The sequence below is a fragment of the Armatimonadota bacterium genome, from assembly GCA_023511795.1.
In the GTDB taxonomy this organism is placed as follows: Bacteria; Armatimonadota; UBA5829; order DTJY01; family DTJY01; genus JAIMAU01.
In genome coordinates this window covers 378,278-394,981 of record JAIMAU010000001.1, presented here as the reverse complement: position 1 = coordinate 394,981, position 16,704 = coordinate 378,278, and the positions used below count along the sequence as shown (strand labels likewise).

Sequence of the window (16,704 nt, the reverse complement as noted above, 5' to 3'; positions counted from 1 at the left end):
ATGTCCCTTTTAACCCTGAGGAATTAAAGGCTTCGATTCTACACTACGTGAATTTCCATCTCTTCGGGGTCATAAATGACTTTACGACCCGTCCAGAGCGCCCGAGCCGCCATAATGGAAGCTATAGAATGCGAATAACCAGCCTCGACGCTTGCGTTTGGTGTCTTGCGACTTCTCATGCAGTCGAGCCAATTTTTCATATGATTTTCGTCCGGTTGCTTCTGAAGTCTGATTTCTTCCTTCCATTTCTTGTCGCCGCCGCCACCTTCTCTAGTAACCGTCCAAGTCCTGCAGTCAAGTGTACCGTTCGTCCCGTAGAATTTGAATGTGTCGGGGCTTGAATTCCCGAACATTGTGGAATAGCTCACCAAGAAGCCCTTTGGATATTCTAGGAGTGCGTGGAAGGTGTCAGCATTCTCACGACCATCTTTCCAAACATAGACACCGCCGTGAGCAACTACACTCGTAGGATAGCTCTCCCCAGTAAGCCAGTGAACAACATCAATCATGTGGCTCAACCATTGGTCGGGAATGCCGCTCGAGAAATCCCTAAAGAGGCGCCATTCCATATATTGGTGTGGATCCCACGGGCGGTATTTCTTTCCCATCAAGAATCGTTTCCAGTCGGTATCCTCTTTCCTGACCTCATTCACATCGTCTCGCCGCCAGCGCGGACCAAAGTAGTTCCACGAAACATCAATCTTGCTGAGTGTGCCGAGGCCACCTCCTTGAATAAACCTAGCGGCAGCTGGATAGATGCCTTCGCTTCGACGCTGTGTGCCAATTTGAACAACACATTTGCTTTCTCGGTATGCCTTAAGCACATTCCTTGCGTCTTTCATATCATTTGCCATAGGCTTTTCACAATAGACGTCCTTGCCTGCTTTGATTGCTTGCAACAGCATCTTTGCGTGCTGGAAGTCGGCGGTCGCAATGATGACGCCGTCAAGATCATCAAGCGCCAGGATGTCTTCAATATAGCGGAACTTGCGTGGTTCATTGCCCCACCATTCCTTTACCTTTGCCGCCCCTCGCTCCAGGTTGAGCGTCCAAATATCGCACACTGCAGTAATTTCCGCATTGCATTCCTTAGATACTTTATACAAATCGTTTGCAAGACTTCGACACCGCTGACCATAGCCTATTATGCCAATTGAGAGGCGATCATTAGCCCCAAGAATTCTTGATGAAGACAACAATCCTGTGCTTGCCAACGCAAGCCCTGTTGCACCTGCAGCAGCTTTGCCGATGAACTCCCTACGTGTGATTTTTTTAGACATAATCAACCTCCAAGATTTTTTGGATTAAAATATGCATCAACCTATTGAATTTAAGGCAACCTTACCTTTTGCCAATTAACCATTAATCAGCATGCTGATTCATCTGACATCATGCCTTGAACATATCGGGCGTGAAAACCAGCTTCTTGCCTTTATCCATTGCTTCGTTTGCAAGAAGGCATGTGACGGTGGCGCACAGTCCTTCTTCGGCATTACATGCTGGTTGCTTGCCCTCGCGTATGCACGAAATGAACGATTCCATCTCACTAAGGTAGTCGTCCTTATTCGCCTCTCGGCCGCTTATTTCCTCACCCTTTTTAGCAGCCTGCTCGTCTAATTTTTTCGTAGCACCGGCATCCAGAAGGATTGCTTCCTTGCCGTCAACTTTTTCCTTGTGTGCAAAATCGCTCCACGCAAGCTTTTCTGCCTTAGGCTCGGGATAAAGCAGTGCCTTGCTTCCCAATACCAGGGTGCCCTTGTCGCCCATAAACTGCTCGTAGCAGCCGTCAAATTGATTTGTGGTCAAAGACTGGAAGTATACTTTGACGCCGCCCGGGTATTCCCAAATGACGTTTACGTTGTCGTAAACTTCGCGGCCATCCTTCCAATAGTCTATGCCTCCCATACCCATCACAGAAAGAGGCGTCGCCTCGAGAAACCAATTCGTCACATGTAGTAGATGACTGCCCAACTCGGCCATAAGGCCCTGCGAATACTCGCGATACAAACGCCAGTTTAGCAATCTTTCGTACTTAGGTTCTGGAACCGCACGACGCCAACTCCCATTTCTGTTCCACATCAGGCGTACATGTGTTATCTTGCCCAAAACGCCTTGCTTCACCAAATCATAAGCGTGATGATACATCGGGCTATACCTACGCTGGTGGCCGACCTGCAAGATCTTGCCAGTCTCGCGTGCTGTCTTTACCATTGCCTTTGCCTGGTCAATTGAATATGCCATCATTTTCTCTGTGAAGACATGCTTTCCGGCTTGCATTGCATCGATTGCCATCTGAGCATGAAGATAAAGGGGCGTTGCAATGCAAATCGCCTGAATATCCTTTCGATCAAGCATCCACCGATAATCTGTATATCCCCTGAGCGTCTGCGCTATCTCCATCCCCTTTTTCAGGTGCGGCGGATAAATATCGCATACCGCCGCGACTTTCACTCCGCTAACGCGCATGAGCCGCCCTAAATCGAGCTGCCCCTGGCTGCCAGTGCCGATGAAACCGCAAATGACGGGTTCTACATCGCTTGCCTTTGCCTTCGTCTGGGCCGCTCCAAAGACTCCTACCGACATTGCCGCAACAGCAGCAGCCGAACCCTTAAGGAAATCTCTTCTGCTTAATGAATCCTGCTCTGTCATTTTTACCTCCTGATGAGTACTTTACTTAAAGATTAATAATCAACAGTATTCACCTAAGATGAATGAGTAATCTGTAGACAGCTTCCATCTTTCTGCGCCAAAACTGCGCTTACGTCCGAATGCCTTTTGCAATAGTCACGTGTACCCTCAACACCGAGTACAAAAAAGGCCGTTGAGAGAGCATCGCCTAAGGTCGCTGAGCTAGTTATTGCGCTGGCGCTGAGTAATCCCTCTGCAGGAAAACCTGTTCGTGGGTCTATTATATGACTATATCTTAAACCGTCCAACTCGATGTATTGCTCATATCCGCCAGATGTTGAGAGTGCCTGATTTTTCAGAGTGATGGTTGTCACTATCTCTTTCGAATCACTTCCTGAACGGATGCCAATTTTCCACCCTTCTTCGCCTGGCGGGCACCCAAGCGCATAAACGGTGCTCGTTCCAGCATGTATCAAGCCGCTGGTAACCCCACGCTCCATTAGAAAGGAGGCAATTTCGTCAATAGCATAGCCTTTTCCTATTCCCCCTAAGTTGAACTCCATGCCCTCCCTTAGAAACTGAACAGTACACCATTCATCGTCAAATTGGACATATCTAAAACCCACGCATTTCAGCGCGTCCTGAATGTCCTTGTCCGAAGGAATATGCGATTGCCTACCCCCACCGGCAAATCCCCATAACCTAACCAAAGGGCCGGATGTAATATCAAAAGCTCCGTCCGTTTCTTCACTTAAATGAGCCGAAAGTTTGAGCAGTTTGTAAAGCCTTGCCTCTACTCTAACTGGCTCCCTCCAAGCGCAGCCATTTATATAGCAAATCTCGCTATCGGGGATGAAGACGCTCAGCTGGCGCTCCAAAGGCTCTAAAAGATCAAGTGCTTCAGCCCCAGCAGCCGTCAAATAATCTTCATCATGTCCCGCAAGTGCCAGCTCAAACAGGCATCCCATCGCACAACGGCGCAACCGAACAAAGACTTGTCCTTCTGCTTTTAGTTTTTCAAACGTCGTGTTCATCTATTTTCTAAACTACTTCTTCCTTTTCGGAATCAAACCGCATGACCTTCTCCTTGCGATAGGACTCAACCCCGAGAGCAATTGCTACCATAACTTTGTAGGCGGTATCGGCGTCGAGATGAGGCTTGTTCCTAGTCCTGATGCAATCAAGCCAATTATCCATATGGCTGGGCCGCTCATTGAGAGCAACCCTAATCTCTTGCTTCAAATCCTTGAATTCATTCTCCGGGCGAATAACTACTCCTGGCTCCTCAAAGTACATCGTTGCTTCGTGACCCCTGATCATTTCGGTTATGCCTTGTCTATTCGCCATGGAGGAACAAAGCACGATGGAATGATCACTCGGATAGTCAATAATCATGTGGAACGTATCAGGCACATCGCGGTCGTGCTGGACATAAATCCCACCGCCAGCTGAGACGCGCTTTGGGAACTCAGGACCAAGGGCAATTTGAAGATGCGAAAGTGTGTGATAGAAAAGGTCGGTTGCAATCCCGCCTGAGTAATCCCAATATTTTCTCCATCTGAAGTACCGCTCCTTGTCGAACTCCCTTTTTGGAGCAGGGCCAAGCCATGCGTTCCAATCAAGGTTGTCCGGGCTAGCATCTTCGTCAATTGGATAGTTCCATTCACCCTTAACTGAGTTTCGGCAGAAGCTCGCGGAAGTCCAAAGCACTTTGCCAATTGCTCCTTCTTTAATCAGCTTGTTTGCCTGCCACCACCTATCATCAGAACAGGATTGTGCGCCCACCTGAAGGACGCGATTTGTCTCTTTGGCAACTTGCGCCACCTTTTTTGCTTCCTCCCATGTGTACGTCATTGGTTTCTCAAGGTACACATCTTTTCCAGCTTGCATGGCATCAATCGCCATAGGCGCATGCCAATGATCCGGAGTGGCAATAACAACGGCATCGATGTCCTTTCTCTCAAGAAGCTTACGATAGTCGTGATATACTTCTGCACCAGAGATTTCCTTTGCACGCTGCTTTCGGCGCTCGTAGATGTCGCATACCGCAACAACCGCAACCTTCCCTTCGTTTTTTGATTTCTGAACTAGACCCCTGAGATGACTTGTCCCCTTGTTTCCACAGCCGATAATTCCCACCAGAATGCGGTTGTTCGCGCCAATTACCTTAGGTTCAGCAAGTGCGGCATTACCGCCATAAACGCCCAAGCTCAAAGCGGCCCCAGTAGCCGCTGAGCCTTTTAGAAAATCGCGCCTACTCAATTTATAATCCTCAACCATGCCATCACTCTTTTCTAATTCGGCAATGCAAATATTGCCAAGCTAATTATTTTTTAGTTTAATTTCAATGTTCGCCAAATCTACCGCCCTACCCTTCAGCGATTGTTCGTATTGCATATATGCAAAAATGATGGCAGGCGAAAATTGTGGGTAGAATCGCATCGGAGAAACTCAACGGAGACAAGGAAAATGCGCCCAAGAAATTGCGGCATGTCGCCATTAGGACCTTTATTCACAGACCTTTACGAATTAACAATGATGGCAGGCTACTACTACCATCACAAACAAAATGAGCCCGCCGTCTTTGAGTATTTCTTCCGCAAACTGCCAAACGACACAGGATTCGCAATCTTCGCTGGACTCGATGACTTGCTTGACGACCTAAGCGATTTTCGTTTTTCCGACGATGACTTAGACTATCTACGGAGCCTTGGCCTTTTCCAAAAAGACTTTCTGGAGGCGATGAAACACTTTAAATTCGAGGGTGACCTGTGGGCGCCGCCCGAAGGCACGCCAATTTTCCCCCATGAACCAGTGGTCAGAGTACAAGCCCCCCTTGCGCAGGCGCAACTCATTGAAACGCTACTTCTCTGCCGGCTCAACTATCAGACCCTAATAGCAACAAAAGCCGCAAGGGTAAAATACGCCGCAGAAAACGACCCCGTCCTCGAGTTCGGCCTTCGTAGAGCGCAAGGACCAGATGGCGGAATGAGCGGAACTCGCGCTGCAATTATCGGCGGCTGCGACTCCACATCTAACACCCAAGCGGCAAAATGCTTTAGCGTCCAAGCCGTCGGGACCCAAGCACACAGCTGGATAATGTCTTTTCCATCGGAGATTGACGCCTTCCGTGCATATGCGGAGGTATTTCCCAAGAATCTAATCCTGCTCGTGGATACATATGACACCCTATCAAGTGGCGTGCCCAACGCAATTAAAGTCTTCAAAGAGCTTCGTGCTAAAGGCTGGACTGGCAGGCCAGGAATTCGTATAGACTCGGGTGATTTGGCAAAATTAAGCAAAGAAGCCTACAAAATGCTTGCCGAAGCCGGCTTTGAGGACGCTCTAATTGTGGCATCAAGCGAGCTTGATGAAATGCTAATCGCTGATATCAAACGCCAAGGTGCAAAAGTAAACGCTTGGGGCGTTGGCACCAAGCTCATGACTGGAGGCTCAGAACCTGCTCTCGGTGGAGTCTACAAACTTGCGGCAATCTATGAAAACGGCCGTTGGGAACCAAAGTTTAAGATTACGGATAACCCCGAGAAAATGACAGACCCTGGAATTAAGATGCCAATTAGATTCTATGACAAAAACGGCTTCATCGCAGGGGACGTGATGTTCCAAGATGATGATGAATCTTGGAAAATGGGCGAGGTTGTCTCACACGACCGCATGGTGTTCGAACAAATACTTAGATTCTCCAGCCACTGTGAGAGGCATCCTCTCCTCCAACCTGTCATGCGCCAAGGAAAGAGACTCGTCCCCCCAAAACCTGTCCCAGAAATTCGAGCTTTCGCCCAGGAGCAAATCAAGCACATCCCGGCGGAAATGAGGCGCCTGGTTAACCCTCAGACCTATTGGGTTGGGTTGAGCGACCGCCTTGCCAGAGAAAAGCGCCGTGCCGTCGAGGAATTCTGGCAAGCACACGGAAGGAAGTAAAACTAAAAGTTTCTTGCTTTTGGAAAATTCGAGCTACTCAGCCTGGCCTCCATTTTTCGAATCCTTGTCAGATTGCCCAGGCACCGACGCAGGCTGCTCAGGCTGAGGCGGAAGCTTCAAGTTTGTCATTTGTTCGGAAATTGCCGGCAAGTACTTTTCCAATGTTCTGCTAATCGCTACAAAGTCAATCTTGCCGCTGGTCCTACTTGCAATTATGCGGTCAAACTGCACAATCAATACAAAGATGCCCTCGATGCCCGGCTTGGCATAGATTCGGCACATGCAAAGCGGTGAATCCACTCGCATAATGCTCCTCCATCCCTTGGTCAAGCCAAGCTTTTGCATGTAGAAGTTGGCAACCTGCTCTCGCTTTACAGCATTATCTATTCGGTAGGTCACCACCGAAAATTGCTTGAGGCCGGTAGTAGCGGCCTGGAGCTCTTTTGCAATCTCCGAGCTAATTCTCATATATGTCTTTGGGTCAACTGGATGAGTCCCCGGCACCCCATCTTTTGCTGCCTCAGAAGTTGGAAAACTTGTTGCCATCTTGCCAGCGAATATTGGAACTGCCAAAAGCAAGTGACGAAATGCTGGCAGGAAGTCATCCTCGGCAATGTTGAGCTCAAAATCTACCTTCCCGCCCGGATAGACCGGCAGTGAAGAAAGCATCTCCTCTGCAGGGAAAAGCGGGCTAACCATAGTCAAAACAATTAGAGCTGTGCAAGCAAAAACTGTTCTCAGGCTCACTTCAAAAACCTCCTCTTCCAAGAAGAGCTGAAAGCAGTTAGATTTTTCGACCCTTTATGCATCTTTAAATTCACTTCACAGATAATCCTTTGCGTTCGAAGAATCATCAAAAAAATTATTATTGACAAACCGCTCAAATGCTATTATCTTAAATTTAAGTTCCCATAGCATGCTACCCTCTAAGAAAGAAAGGAGGTGAATAGTTTGCTTAGGCGAACTGCTTTAGTGGTAATTGCGGCGGCTTTGATGGCAGTCGTGTTTAGCCCCCATCTGACAGCCCAGACTACCCCAGTTCCAGAAGCCAGCGTCAAGGGTACAGGCGCCATCTTGGTTGACCAAACGACCTACGGCGTTTTTGATATCAACGTTGCAAGGTCGGGGAATGTGCTTTTTGGCGGCTTCAAGTATCAAGAGCTTCCCTCAAATCCCTCAATACGTCCATGCGTGATTTACTCACGATCTGTCACAGGATTGAGGATTGAGGGCAATCACGCCTGGATTCACGCCGTCGGCTGGTGGAATGGGATGGCGGCGAATCTGATGGTGGAAGTTATTGACGATTTGAATCAAGACTGGTTCCACATAGTCGCCAAGCCTCTAAACAGCCCGCTGCCCATCATCTACGACAAGGCAGGCGGTGTAATCAAGGGGGATATTGTTGTTTACTCTGCCCCTCCGACTCCTAATCTGTCCGCCAAGGGCCAAGGGACAATAGCCGTAGGAAAGAATACTGGCAAGTTCACCTTTGAGGCATCAAAAATCAACGGAGTGGTAAAAGGCAGTTTGTATTATGTGGAGTACAACCCTTTGGTTCAAGCCGTTTCAATTCGTCCTCCAGTTAAAATCTACCTGCCAGCCGTAGAACACCTCCAAATATCAGAAAACGTGGCGGTGATGGTCGGCAAGGGCACATTTAACGGACGGCCTGCCTTGATTGAGGTAAAGGCAATAGACAACGCTGCGCCGGATGATCCAAGCACTTCGCTGAGGGATGAATTCTACATCAGGGCAATCCCTCTCGTAAGCGACTCGCTGTCGAAGATAGCGTATTCGGCAGGCGGTCCATTGACCTCCGGCGACATCGCAGTAATTGTCTATAGAACACCTTGATAACTAAGGGCCGGCGGAGCGAATGCTCTCCGGCCCTCATTTTATCCAACAATGAACAAAAAGGCTTTGGTTTTTCTAACTATTGTAACAATAGCATTTTTGACTGCTTTACCTTCCTACGCCGCATTCTGGGATGTCGAGCAAGTATACAGCGGTGGATTCGCCAATGGCGATTGTTCCATCGCAATTGGCCCTGAAAACATCCCTTCGATAAGCTACACAGCGGCTGGAGATCTTTATTTAGCTTCAAAGGACCTCGGCGGCTGGAGTTCAACACGCGTTACAGCCGCAGGATTTGCAGGCGGATATTCATCGCTTGCCTTTACCCCAGATGGTCAGCCGTGTATTGCCTATATTGAATGCCCTGACTATTTCGGAATTTTGCTTCGATTCGCTTATAAACAATATGGAAACTGGAATTTTGAGACCGTCCGAGATATCGGCTGGCTTCCAAGCAATATTTCTCTGGGATTCAACTCTTCGGGGAAGCCTTGTATAGCTTTCTGCCGCGCAGTTGGCGAATTATTCAGCGTTAGTTTCGCACGTCGAATTGATTCGGGCGTTTGGTTTACTGAGGATATTGCCCAAGTCGGCGATGTAACGAAGCCAGCCATGGTCATCAATGGCAATGACATATATATTGCTTTTGTCGACGCGTCCTCATCCGAGTTGAAGCTGGCAACAAGCAAAGGCGATGGCCAGTGGAATGTCAAAACCCTTGACGGGAGTTCTTCATCCCCAGTTTTCGGACAGTCGGCCATTGCTTTAGGCCCCGATGGCATTCCTTGCGTAGCTTACTTCCAATTGTCGCTCGATAGGGCGGAGCTTAAGTTCCTGAGAATAGCGGCATCCTTTGCGCCGGAAACAGTGGCAACGCTCTCGATGGGCTTTTTCTACAACTGTGCCCTTTCTATAACGCAGGGCGGCATACCCATGATTGGCTACTTCGATCCCTCCACAGGAAGGTTAATGAATGCATGGAAATTCGGAGGCAGGTGGTTCACCGAAGAAATTGACCCGCTTCCACCACCAGGCGGGCACTTGAGCTACGCACTTGATTCTTTGGGCAACGTTAACGCCGCTTACTTCGACTGCCAGGACTACAACGTTAAGTTCGCTTCGGCGCTGGCGCCTGTAACTATTGCGGAGGCGAAGTGCCTCCCAGACAACAGCTTAGTCCAAATCTCGGGCGCCGTTGCATCCACCGCCAAAGATGAAATCGGCAATTGCATATATGTGCAAAATGCTGACCGAGGCTGTGGAATCCAACTTTATTTTTCGGATGTTCCGCCCGTAGTCCGCGGAATGGTGCTCGACATCCAAGGGATGATGGCAACGGTCAATGGCGAGAGGGCTATTCTCGACCCAGACTTAGTTGAAATTAGTTCGCCCATTTCTCTCAGACCCGTCGGGCTGAAGAATTCCGACATAGGAGGCTCCGACTTCCATTACTCCGAGGGCCCGCCAGTTGTTGGGCAAAAGGGCGTACTTGGGGGAACTGGACTGAACAACATTGGCCTCCTTGTCCGAACTTGGGGCCACGTCGAATCCGTGGGAACAGATTGGTTTGTAATCAACGACGGCTCAAATGCCCACCTAAAATGCTACGCTCCGAACCTCACACTGCCCGGTTTGAACAGCCTTGTTATGGTAACGGGGATTAGTTCTTGCGAGGAAAGCGGCTCCAATCTCCTCCGCCTGCTCAAGGTCCGCTCACAAAACGATATAGCTATTCTCTTTCAGCCCTAGATTCGCAAACCGCAAAGCCCGCACTTCAACCCTTTGGGTTATGAATGGACTGCGGCTGGATGAAAGAGAATAAGTCCCAGAGAAATGAATAACCAGATTAGCCAGCCAAATTCGACTAGCCAACTGCAGTGCCTAGCTGTCATACCCCACTCCCCTTAAACAATCCCCTGTGTCCAGCAGATTGCTCTATTAGGAGTACGCTTCTTGGGGGCTATCTGGTTCCCAGGGCAACCAAGTCTGCCAAATTAACCCGGTGGCGGAGGAGGAGGGAGATCGCTGTCTACAAATATATTTGCAGTTCCACTCTTTGTCGGGTCTGCTTTGCTTGTGCCGATAACGTGATAATCGCCGTTTCTCGAGGGCGCAGTGTATTCTGCCGAAGTCTCACTCAAAGGAACGATGGTTCCGCCGTTGGTTTCCTGTATTCTCCAGTTAACGGGTATGTTTGAATAGAACGTTACCTTCCCACCTGGCCTAAGTGCAACACTGCTTGGGTCTATGATAACGCTAGTCCCACTGGCGGCAACGAATACCGTCGCAATTGCCACCTTGCTAGGGTTTGCCTTGCTTGTCGCAACAATATGATAAGTCCCAGCCACGTTCGGAGCGGTGTAAACTCCACCTGTTGTTATAGTACCTCCATTAATCTCAGCTACCCGCCAGTCAACAGGCTCGCTTGCCGTGAATGTTTTCGTCCCCCCAATATTGAGGGTAACGGAGCTAGGGCTAATTGTGAGGGACGAACCGCCTCCACCACCGCCGCCTCCGCATCCGGCAATCATTAGTCCAAATGCTAGAATTATCGCCAGTGAGATGTATTTTGCCATTTGTGCTACTCCGCATTAGTTTTGATTGTGGAAAAGTTGTAAATATCGGCGAATCGAAGGACTTTCTCTTACTCCAATTTGCTCGGTTTTCTCAGATGAAAATTTAAATGCTGATTGGGTATTTTCCCCATTTGAGCGTTGCTTCCACCATTGCGCGGAAGTTCTCGGAAGGAACGTAGTAAGGCACGGTATTGCTAGAACCAACACAGTACCCGCCGCCCGGCGCAATATCGCGTATTCTCTCCTTAACCTCTTCTTCTACCTCCTCGGGCGTGCCTCTGGTGAGCGTGTATCCTAGGTCGATGTTTCCAATCAAGCAAACGCGGTCGCCAATCTTCTCCTTAAGCTCTTTTATGTCCATCGCCTTCGGTTCAATCGGATGCAGTGCGTTGAATCCGATGTCGTCTATTAGGTCATCCATTACCTGCCAAAGGTCGCCGTCAGAGTGATACATATATGGGACGTCTATCTTGCGCGCTAGGTTCCCAATGCGCTTGAACCACGGGAATATGTGCTTCCTTAGGAACAATGGCGAAACCATTAGGCCTTCCGTGTATGCAATGTCGTCGGAAAGCCAAAGAGCGCCGATGTTTTCCTGCTCGGCTATAACCTCGAAGATTTCGTAGATTATCTCCCCGCACTTGTGGCACATGGCTTCAATTAACTCTGGCTCTTCAACCATCGCATAGGAGAATGTCTCAAATCCCATCAAACACCAAGCGTTGGTAAAGATGTCGCCTTGGTGGCCTATTATCTGCATGCCGTCGGGGAGTATCTTGTTCGCTTGGTCAAAGACGCTGAAATCCACATCCTCAACGTCCATCCAGGGGTAGGTCTCGAAATCTTCAAGTGTTGTAATTATCCCCTCGCCTTCTGGAGCATACTGAATGCTCACCTCGGTATCTGTGTCTGCGGCTTTGCCAGCTCCCCTGCGAACGCCTTCCTTTGGCACTCTGCCCTCGGGATTCCAATTGTAAATTGGGGTTACCTTCAGGTAGTCATAGCCCGCCTTCGCGTAGAATTCTGCGTAGTCCTCAAGATTTTTCGCCTCTCGCCCGATAAATTGCGGCATAACTGTCGGACTAATGCCCAATTCGCATAGCGGAACTCTGTCGGGTTCTCCATCGCAGGTTAAAGCCTTGCGTAGGCGCTCAAAGTCGGGGATTGGTTCAAACAACGATTATTCCTCCTATCCTCAGCTTGCATATTCTATCATGTCGAGATGAGACGGTCAATATACGTACTGCGAATTGCCGCCAATAAGCTGGATCTTTTGTTTGCTTCCGAGATTTTTGGCTTATCATTGCAGATTAAATATGCTCTCTGAGCCTGGATTGGATGCGCCTTAGATGGCAAGCGCAACCATGGAATTATCTTTTGCTACAAAGCGATGGTATACACCAACCATCCGACGGTATACACCAACCATCCGATGGTACACGCCAACCATCCGATGGTACACGCCAACCATCCGATGGTATACACCAACCATTCGATGGTACACGCCAACCATCGGATGGTACACGCCAACCATTTGATGGTACACAAGCACCAAGCGATGGTAACAAGGTAAATATCGGCTATTTTAGCTTGCAATGGATTTGCTGGATGCGGCAATCTTCTTGGAAAAAGCTACGAGCCTCTTGTTTTTCAGGCTCAATAACGTAGCCCCTGCTCCAAGCGAAATTGGAATTGGGAAAAAGCGCTGTGGATATTGGTTTTTTATTTTATTTTGGTCTTTTATGCACCGGCTTCTGAGACTTTAGGTTGGGATATTCAGCGGAGCTATTTGGATTATTTATGCATTTGGTGATTTTCCTTATGCTCATATTTGGACGGGTTTATTTTGTGGCAGAGAATTTTGAGATGCGCAAGCGGTGGAAGGTTGAATTTTTTGGAGAATTGCAGCCACTTAATGGAATGGCGGAGGGGGCGAGATTCGAACTCGCGCTGGCTCATCGCCAGGACGGTTTTCAAGACCGCTCCGATAAACCACTCCGGCACCCCTCCGCTCGTTTTTATTATAGCAGAATTGGGGCGAATCGTGAAGAGATGGAAAATTTTTGCTGGCTGGATTGGATGTTTAGGCTTCGGCTTGTTAGAAGCTAATACCGGCCCCGAAATCTGCGTATCCGGGAACGCTTACGGGGAGGCGGCCGCTTGGCCTTACTTTGCCAAATATCAAATCTGCGGTTGCCTGTACGGTTGCTGCGGGGTATCCGTAAGTTGCTATGCACGTTCTCGAATCGGGGAAATGCCGCAGGTCGTATGGTTCCCTTACAGTTACAATCACGGCGGGAGTTTTGGAATTCAGCATGCGACTTACAAATTCGGCTTGGATTTTTTCTTTAATAAAGCCTCTCGTCCACGGCTCCGAAGGGCAAGTTGTTAGAAGCGCAACTTTCGACTGCTTCATCAACTGGTTTATCCGAGAAATCTCCTCGGGGCTGGGCGAAGCACTTACGCGTAAGTGCTTTGTATTTTTGTGATATTTTCTTATTGCTTGAGCGAACGACTCGGTCGCTGGATGCATCCCTAGCACAAGTATTTGGTCATTTTCGCCAAGTTTGAGCGGCAGTATTTTGTCTTTATTCCTAAGCACGGTTACGGCTTTGTGCGCTATTTCGAGTTCGAGATTGCGGTGGTCATCTGCGCCAATGACCGTTCGAAGCTTTTCCACCTTAACAAAGCGTTTTGACTCAATGTCGAATTTTTCTTTTGCAGCAAGTATCCTTTCGACAGCCTCATCCACTCTCTGCTCTGGTACTTCGCCTGATTCAACTGCTCGGATTAACGCATCTCGGATTTCTGCCTGAACTTCGAGAGTGTGGCAAGCGAGCAGGATATCCACACCGGCGTTTAAGGCGAGAATTGCGGCTTCGGCGGTGCCGAAGTTGTCTGCGATGGCTTTCATTTCAAGACAGTCGGTAACGACAAGGCCGTCGAATCCCATTTCTTCTCTGAGGAGGTTGGTGAGAATGCTTTTTGAAAGGGTGGCTGGCAGTTTGCCATCGAGTGCGGCAAAGGCAATGTGGCTTGTCATGATTGATGCCACGCCGGCTTTTATTGCCTCAGCGAAGGGTTTTAGTTCAACTGCGTTTAGGCGATCGCGGTCGTAAGGGATAACAGGCAGTGAAAGGTGAGTATCGACCGAAGTATCGCCATGTCCGGGGAAATGCTTGGCACAGGCAAGGATTCCAGCGGATTGGTAGCCTTTTATAGCGGCAACTCCCAGCTCTGCGACAAGTTCAGGTGATTCCCCGTACGACCGTACGCCGATGATGGGGTTATCTGGATTGATGTTTACGTCAACGCATGGTGCGAAGTTAAAATTAACGCCGACTGCTAATAGCTCCTCAGCAATTGTATTCGCGGCTTTGTAGCAGTAATCCGGCGATCTTGTAGCTCCAAGAGCCATGTTCCCTGGAAAGATGGTGAATGGGTCCTTAAGGCGCGTAACTAGGCCGCCTTCTTGGTCGGCCGCTATAAAAAGGGGGAGCTTCGAAAGGCTTTGGAGCTCGTTTAGGGTATTTGCAACCTGCTCTGGATTTTGAACGTTCCTTCCAAGAAGGATAATTCCGCCTACTTTGAATTCTTCAACAAGCGCACGAGCGTGAGCGGACACTTTCAGGTTTTCTTCGGCTGTTTCACCCTGCCAGCCGAACATTAGGAGCTGTCCAATTTTCTCCTTTAGATTCATATCTACCATTTGTGATAATTCGACTTTCTGATTAATTGAGCAAACAGCGTTGGCTCTACATTATCCAAATAGTTTTTTTACCCGTTATGCGGCTGTTCCCGCTAAGTCCAACATTGTCAGAAATCCGCGATAAAGATTGTGAAAGTCTTCTGACTCGTAGCCGACTGTGACGGCATCCAATCTCCGTGAGCCAGGCATGATTTCCGCGCGGTCCGCACAGCCAGCGTGTGTAAAGGATATCGCTAATCGGATAGGGGGTTCCAATGTAAATGGTTCCAGCTCCGATAGCCGCTCAACGGCTGACTTAGCGGCGGCTTTAATCCGCTCGCATGCGATTTCAGGATGCAAGCTTTTGGCTGAAGCCCTTGTTATGGGTTCTTTTACTGCTACCGTTTCGACTGCGCCGAGGATAGACAACGCTTCATTGCAGACGGCGGAATCGCCGGTCACAAGCGCGACGGGGACTCCGAAGTATCCTGCGACTGCCGCATTTATCATAACCTCGCCGGCAGGCTGTCCGTTTAATCTAACCTCTGACACATAATCGGTGTACGTGTGGGAACACACTGCCTGCATTCCAGCGCCGCCGTGGTAGCCGACAAAGAAAGCCCCGTCGAATGATTCATCTATCCCTTGCATCATCGAAAGGGGCTTGGTATTCCCTAGGATTAGCCTAGCTCTTTTATCCAATTCAAACGGTATAAGGTTTTTTTGGGTTCCATGGGCATCATTCACCAATACCTCGGTTGCACCGCCTTCGAATGCTCCTGCCACGGCGGCGTTTGCTTCGCGCGTCATCTGCAGTCTCATATCGTACTGCTGGCCGCTTTCTGCCGAATATTGGTGAAAGTGTACCAGTCCCGTTATCCCTTCAATATCTACTGAGATATAAATTTTCAACGGGTGGTCTCCACAGTGCAAACAGCCCGCTTTTTCTTTATTATAACTACGCTTGCTCAGATAGTCAACCAGTTTCAGCGAAAAAATGATAACGTTTTCATAATTTTATCTGCAAGCTCCAACAACTCCTTCGTTGTCGCAGATATTTTTTATGAGGCACGCTAAATCATGTAGTTTGCAATTTTTCATTTAGGCATCATTACAGCAACAATTTTGTTTTGGACTCTCGCTCAAGAATTTGCTAGCCTTTTGCGGCGGAGGGAGGACTCCAGAAGGCAAACGAAGTTGAAATTTTGGGGGCGAAATAGAGAGAAACCCTGGAAATATGTTCTCACGGGAGGTACAGATTTTTTAAATTAGTAGGTTATCGTATTCGTATTTTTACTTTGGCTTTTTGGCTAAAGGTTTGCGGTTGTAGGCGTTGGCGACAGATTTGATGCAGAATGTGCTTCACTTCGCTTTTGGCTGGGATTAGCAATCTCCATTCCAAGAGCGGCTAGCTCTTTTAGACGCCCGATTTCCTTATCAATGTCAATTTCATCAATTCTGCGGTCGTCGAGGGCATTGATTATGCGTTCCGCAAGTCGGATTGCGCCGAGAACAAGGATTTCGTTTTCGTAGTCAACGTACACATGGAAGCGGCCTCTAGGATCTATTCGCCAGTTCCATTGTGTCTCGCCTTTGAGAATCTTAGTTTTTTGAACTTGACCCTGCAATTCGATAATAAGATGCTCAAAAAGGTGTGGAATCTCAGTATTTCGGCATTCTTTCTTGAATGTGTATCCGTTGTCATTGTCGCATCGGTGCCGAGCTAAATGTGGAAATAGCTTAAAGAGCAAGCGAGGGATGTGCGGAGCATGTTCTGTCGAGTATCGAGTCGGGTCAGACATCTCGACGACCAATTTGACCCTGTTTTGGTCATAGAAAAGTATCTCCACGACTCTCAAGGGCGACGAGTACCTCTACATTAAATTGAAGGCTATATACCCGTTAGAATAGTGGTCGCGAGGACTGTGAGTACCACGAGAACACTTTCGTTGAATCGGATGAGGTTGAATAGCATGGCTATTCAACTTGGAACGTGCCTTCTGCGCATAAGTG

14 protein-coding genes and 1 tRNA gene are annotated in these 16,704 nt (G+C 48.7%); 3 read left to right on the top strand and 12 right to left on the bottom strand.

Annotated features, from left to right (window positions below):
* Window positions 1-38: 38 nt before the first annotated feature.
* The 4 genes from K6T99_01680 to K6T99_01665 all read right to left on the bottom strand — a co-directional run bounded on the left by K6T99_01680 (window position 39) and on the right by K6T99_01665 (window position 4,908).
* Complete coding sequence (locus K6T99_01680) at window positions 39-1,280, bottom strand: Gfo/Idh/MocA family oxidoreductase (protein MCL6518518.1); 1,242 nt, start codon at window positions 1,278-1,280, stop codon at window positions 39-41.
* A 109-nt stretch (window positions 1,281-1,389) separates the two neighbouring features.
* A complete protein-coding gene (locus K6T99_01675) occupies window positions 1,390-2,649 on the bottom strand; it encodes a Gfo/Idh/MocA family oxidoreductase (GenBank protein MCL6518517.1) in 1,260 nt (419 codons plus the stop codon).
* A gap of 53 nt (window positions 2,650-2,702) precedes the next feature.
* Window positions 2,703-3,662 (bottom strand): FAD:protein FMN transferase, encoded by a 960-nt coding sequence (locus tag K6T99_01670; protein MCL6518516.1) that lies wholly within the window; start codon window positions 3,660-3,662, stop codon window positions 2,703-2,705.
* Between the two features lie 7 nt (window positions 3,663-3,669).
* Window positions 3,670-4,908 (bottom strand): Gfo/Idh/MocA family oxidoreductase, encoded by a 1,239-nt coding sequence (locus K6T99_01665; GenBank protein MCL6518515.1) that lies wholly within the window; start codon window positions 4,906-4,908, stop codon window positions 3,670-3,672.
* A gap of 210 nt (window positions 4,909-5,118) precedes the next feature.
* On the opposite strand from K6T99_01665, the gene K6T99_01660 reads away from it, so the two are divergent.
* Complete coding sequence (locus K6T99_01660; protein ID MCL6518514.1) at window positions 5,119-6,570, top strand: nicotinate phosphoribosyltransferase; 1,452 nt, start codon at window positions 5,119-5,121, stop codon at window positions 6,568-6,570.
* Between the two features lie 33 nt (window positions 6,571-6,603).
* On the opposite strand, the gene K6T99_01655 is transcribed toward K6T99_01660, so the two are convergent.
* Window positions 6,604-7,317, bottom strand: a complete 714-nt coding sequence (locus tag K6T99_01655; protein MCL6518513.1) for a hypothetical protein — start codon at window positions 7,315-7,317, stop codon at window positions 6,604-6,606.
* A 204-nt stretch (window positions 7,318-7,521) separates the two neighbouring features.
* On the opposite strand from K6T99_01655, the gene K6T99_01650 reads away from it, so the two are divergent.
* Complete coding sequence (locus K6T99_01650) at window positions 7,522-8,427, top strand: hypothetical protein (GenBank protein ID MCL6518512.1); 906 nt, start codon at window positions 7,522-7,524, stop codon at window positions 8,425-8,427.
* 51 nt (window positions 8,428-8,478) lie between these two features.
* Window positions 8,479-10,176 (top strand): hypothetical protein, encoded by a 1,698-nt coding sequence (locus K6T99_01645; GenBank protein ID MCL6518511.1) that lies wholly within the window; start codon window positions 8,479-8,481, stop codon window positions 10,174-10,176.
* Window positions 10,177-10,421: 245 nt separating this feature from the next.
* Here K6T99_01645 and K6T99_01640 read toward each other — a convergent pair whose 3' ends face one another.
* From K6T99_01640 to K6T99_01610, 7 genes are all read right to left on the bottom strand, one after another.
* A complete protein-coding gene (locus tag K6T99_01640; GenBank protein ID MCL6518510.1) occupies window positions 10,422-11,003 on the bottom strand; it encodes a hypothetical protein in 582 nt (193 codons plus the stop codon).
* A gap of 103 nt (window positions 11,004-11,106) precedes the next feature.
* Entirely contained in the window at window positions 11,107-12,180 is a 1,074-nt protein-coding gene (locus tag K6T99_01635; GenBank protein MCL6518509.1) for a nucleoside 2-deoxyribosyltransferase, read from the bottom strand.
* A 168-nt stretch (window positions 12,181-12,348) separates the two neighbouring features.
* On the bottom strand, window positions 12,349-12,537 hold the full coding sequence (locus K6T99_01630; protein MCL6518508.1) for a hypothetical protein: 189 nt from the start codon (window positions 12,535-12,537) through the stop codon (window positions 12,349-12,351).
* A 387-nt stretch (window positions 12,538-12,924) separates the two neighbouring features.
* Window positions 12,925-13,013: transfer RNA gene (locus tag K6T99_01625), tRNA-Ser, on the bottom strand.
* A gap of 88 nt (window positions 13,014-13,101) precedes the next feature.
* A complete protein-coding gene (gene nagZ, locus K6T99_01620; GenBank protein MCL6518507.1) occupies window positions 13,102-14,703 on the bottom strand; it encodes a beta-N-acetylhexosaminidase in 1,602 nt (533 codons plus the stop codon).
* An 84-nt stretch (window positions 14,704-14,787) separates the two neighbouring features.
* On the bottom strand, window positions 14,788-15,603 hold the full coding sequence (locus K6T99_01615) for a M55 family metallopeptidase (protein ID MCL6518506.1): 816 nt from the start codon (window positions 15,601-15,603) through the stop codon (window positions 14,788-14,790).
* A gap of 398 nt (window positions 15,604-16,001) precedes the next feature.
* Complete coding sequence (locus K6T99_01610; protein MCL6518505.1) at window positions 16,002-16,550, bottom strand: hypothetical protein; 549 nt, start codon at window positions 16,548-16,550, stop codon at window positions 16,002-16,004.
* Between the last annotated feature and the right edge of the window lie 154 nt (window positions 16,551-16,704).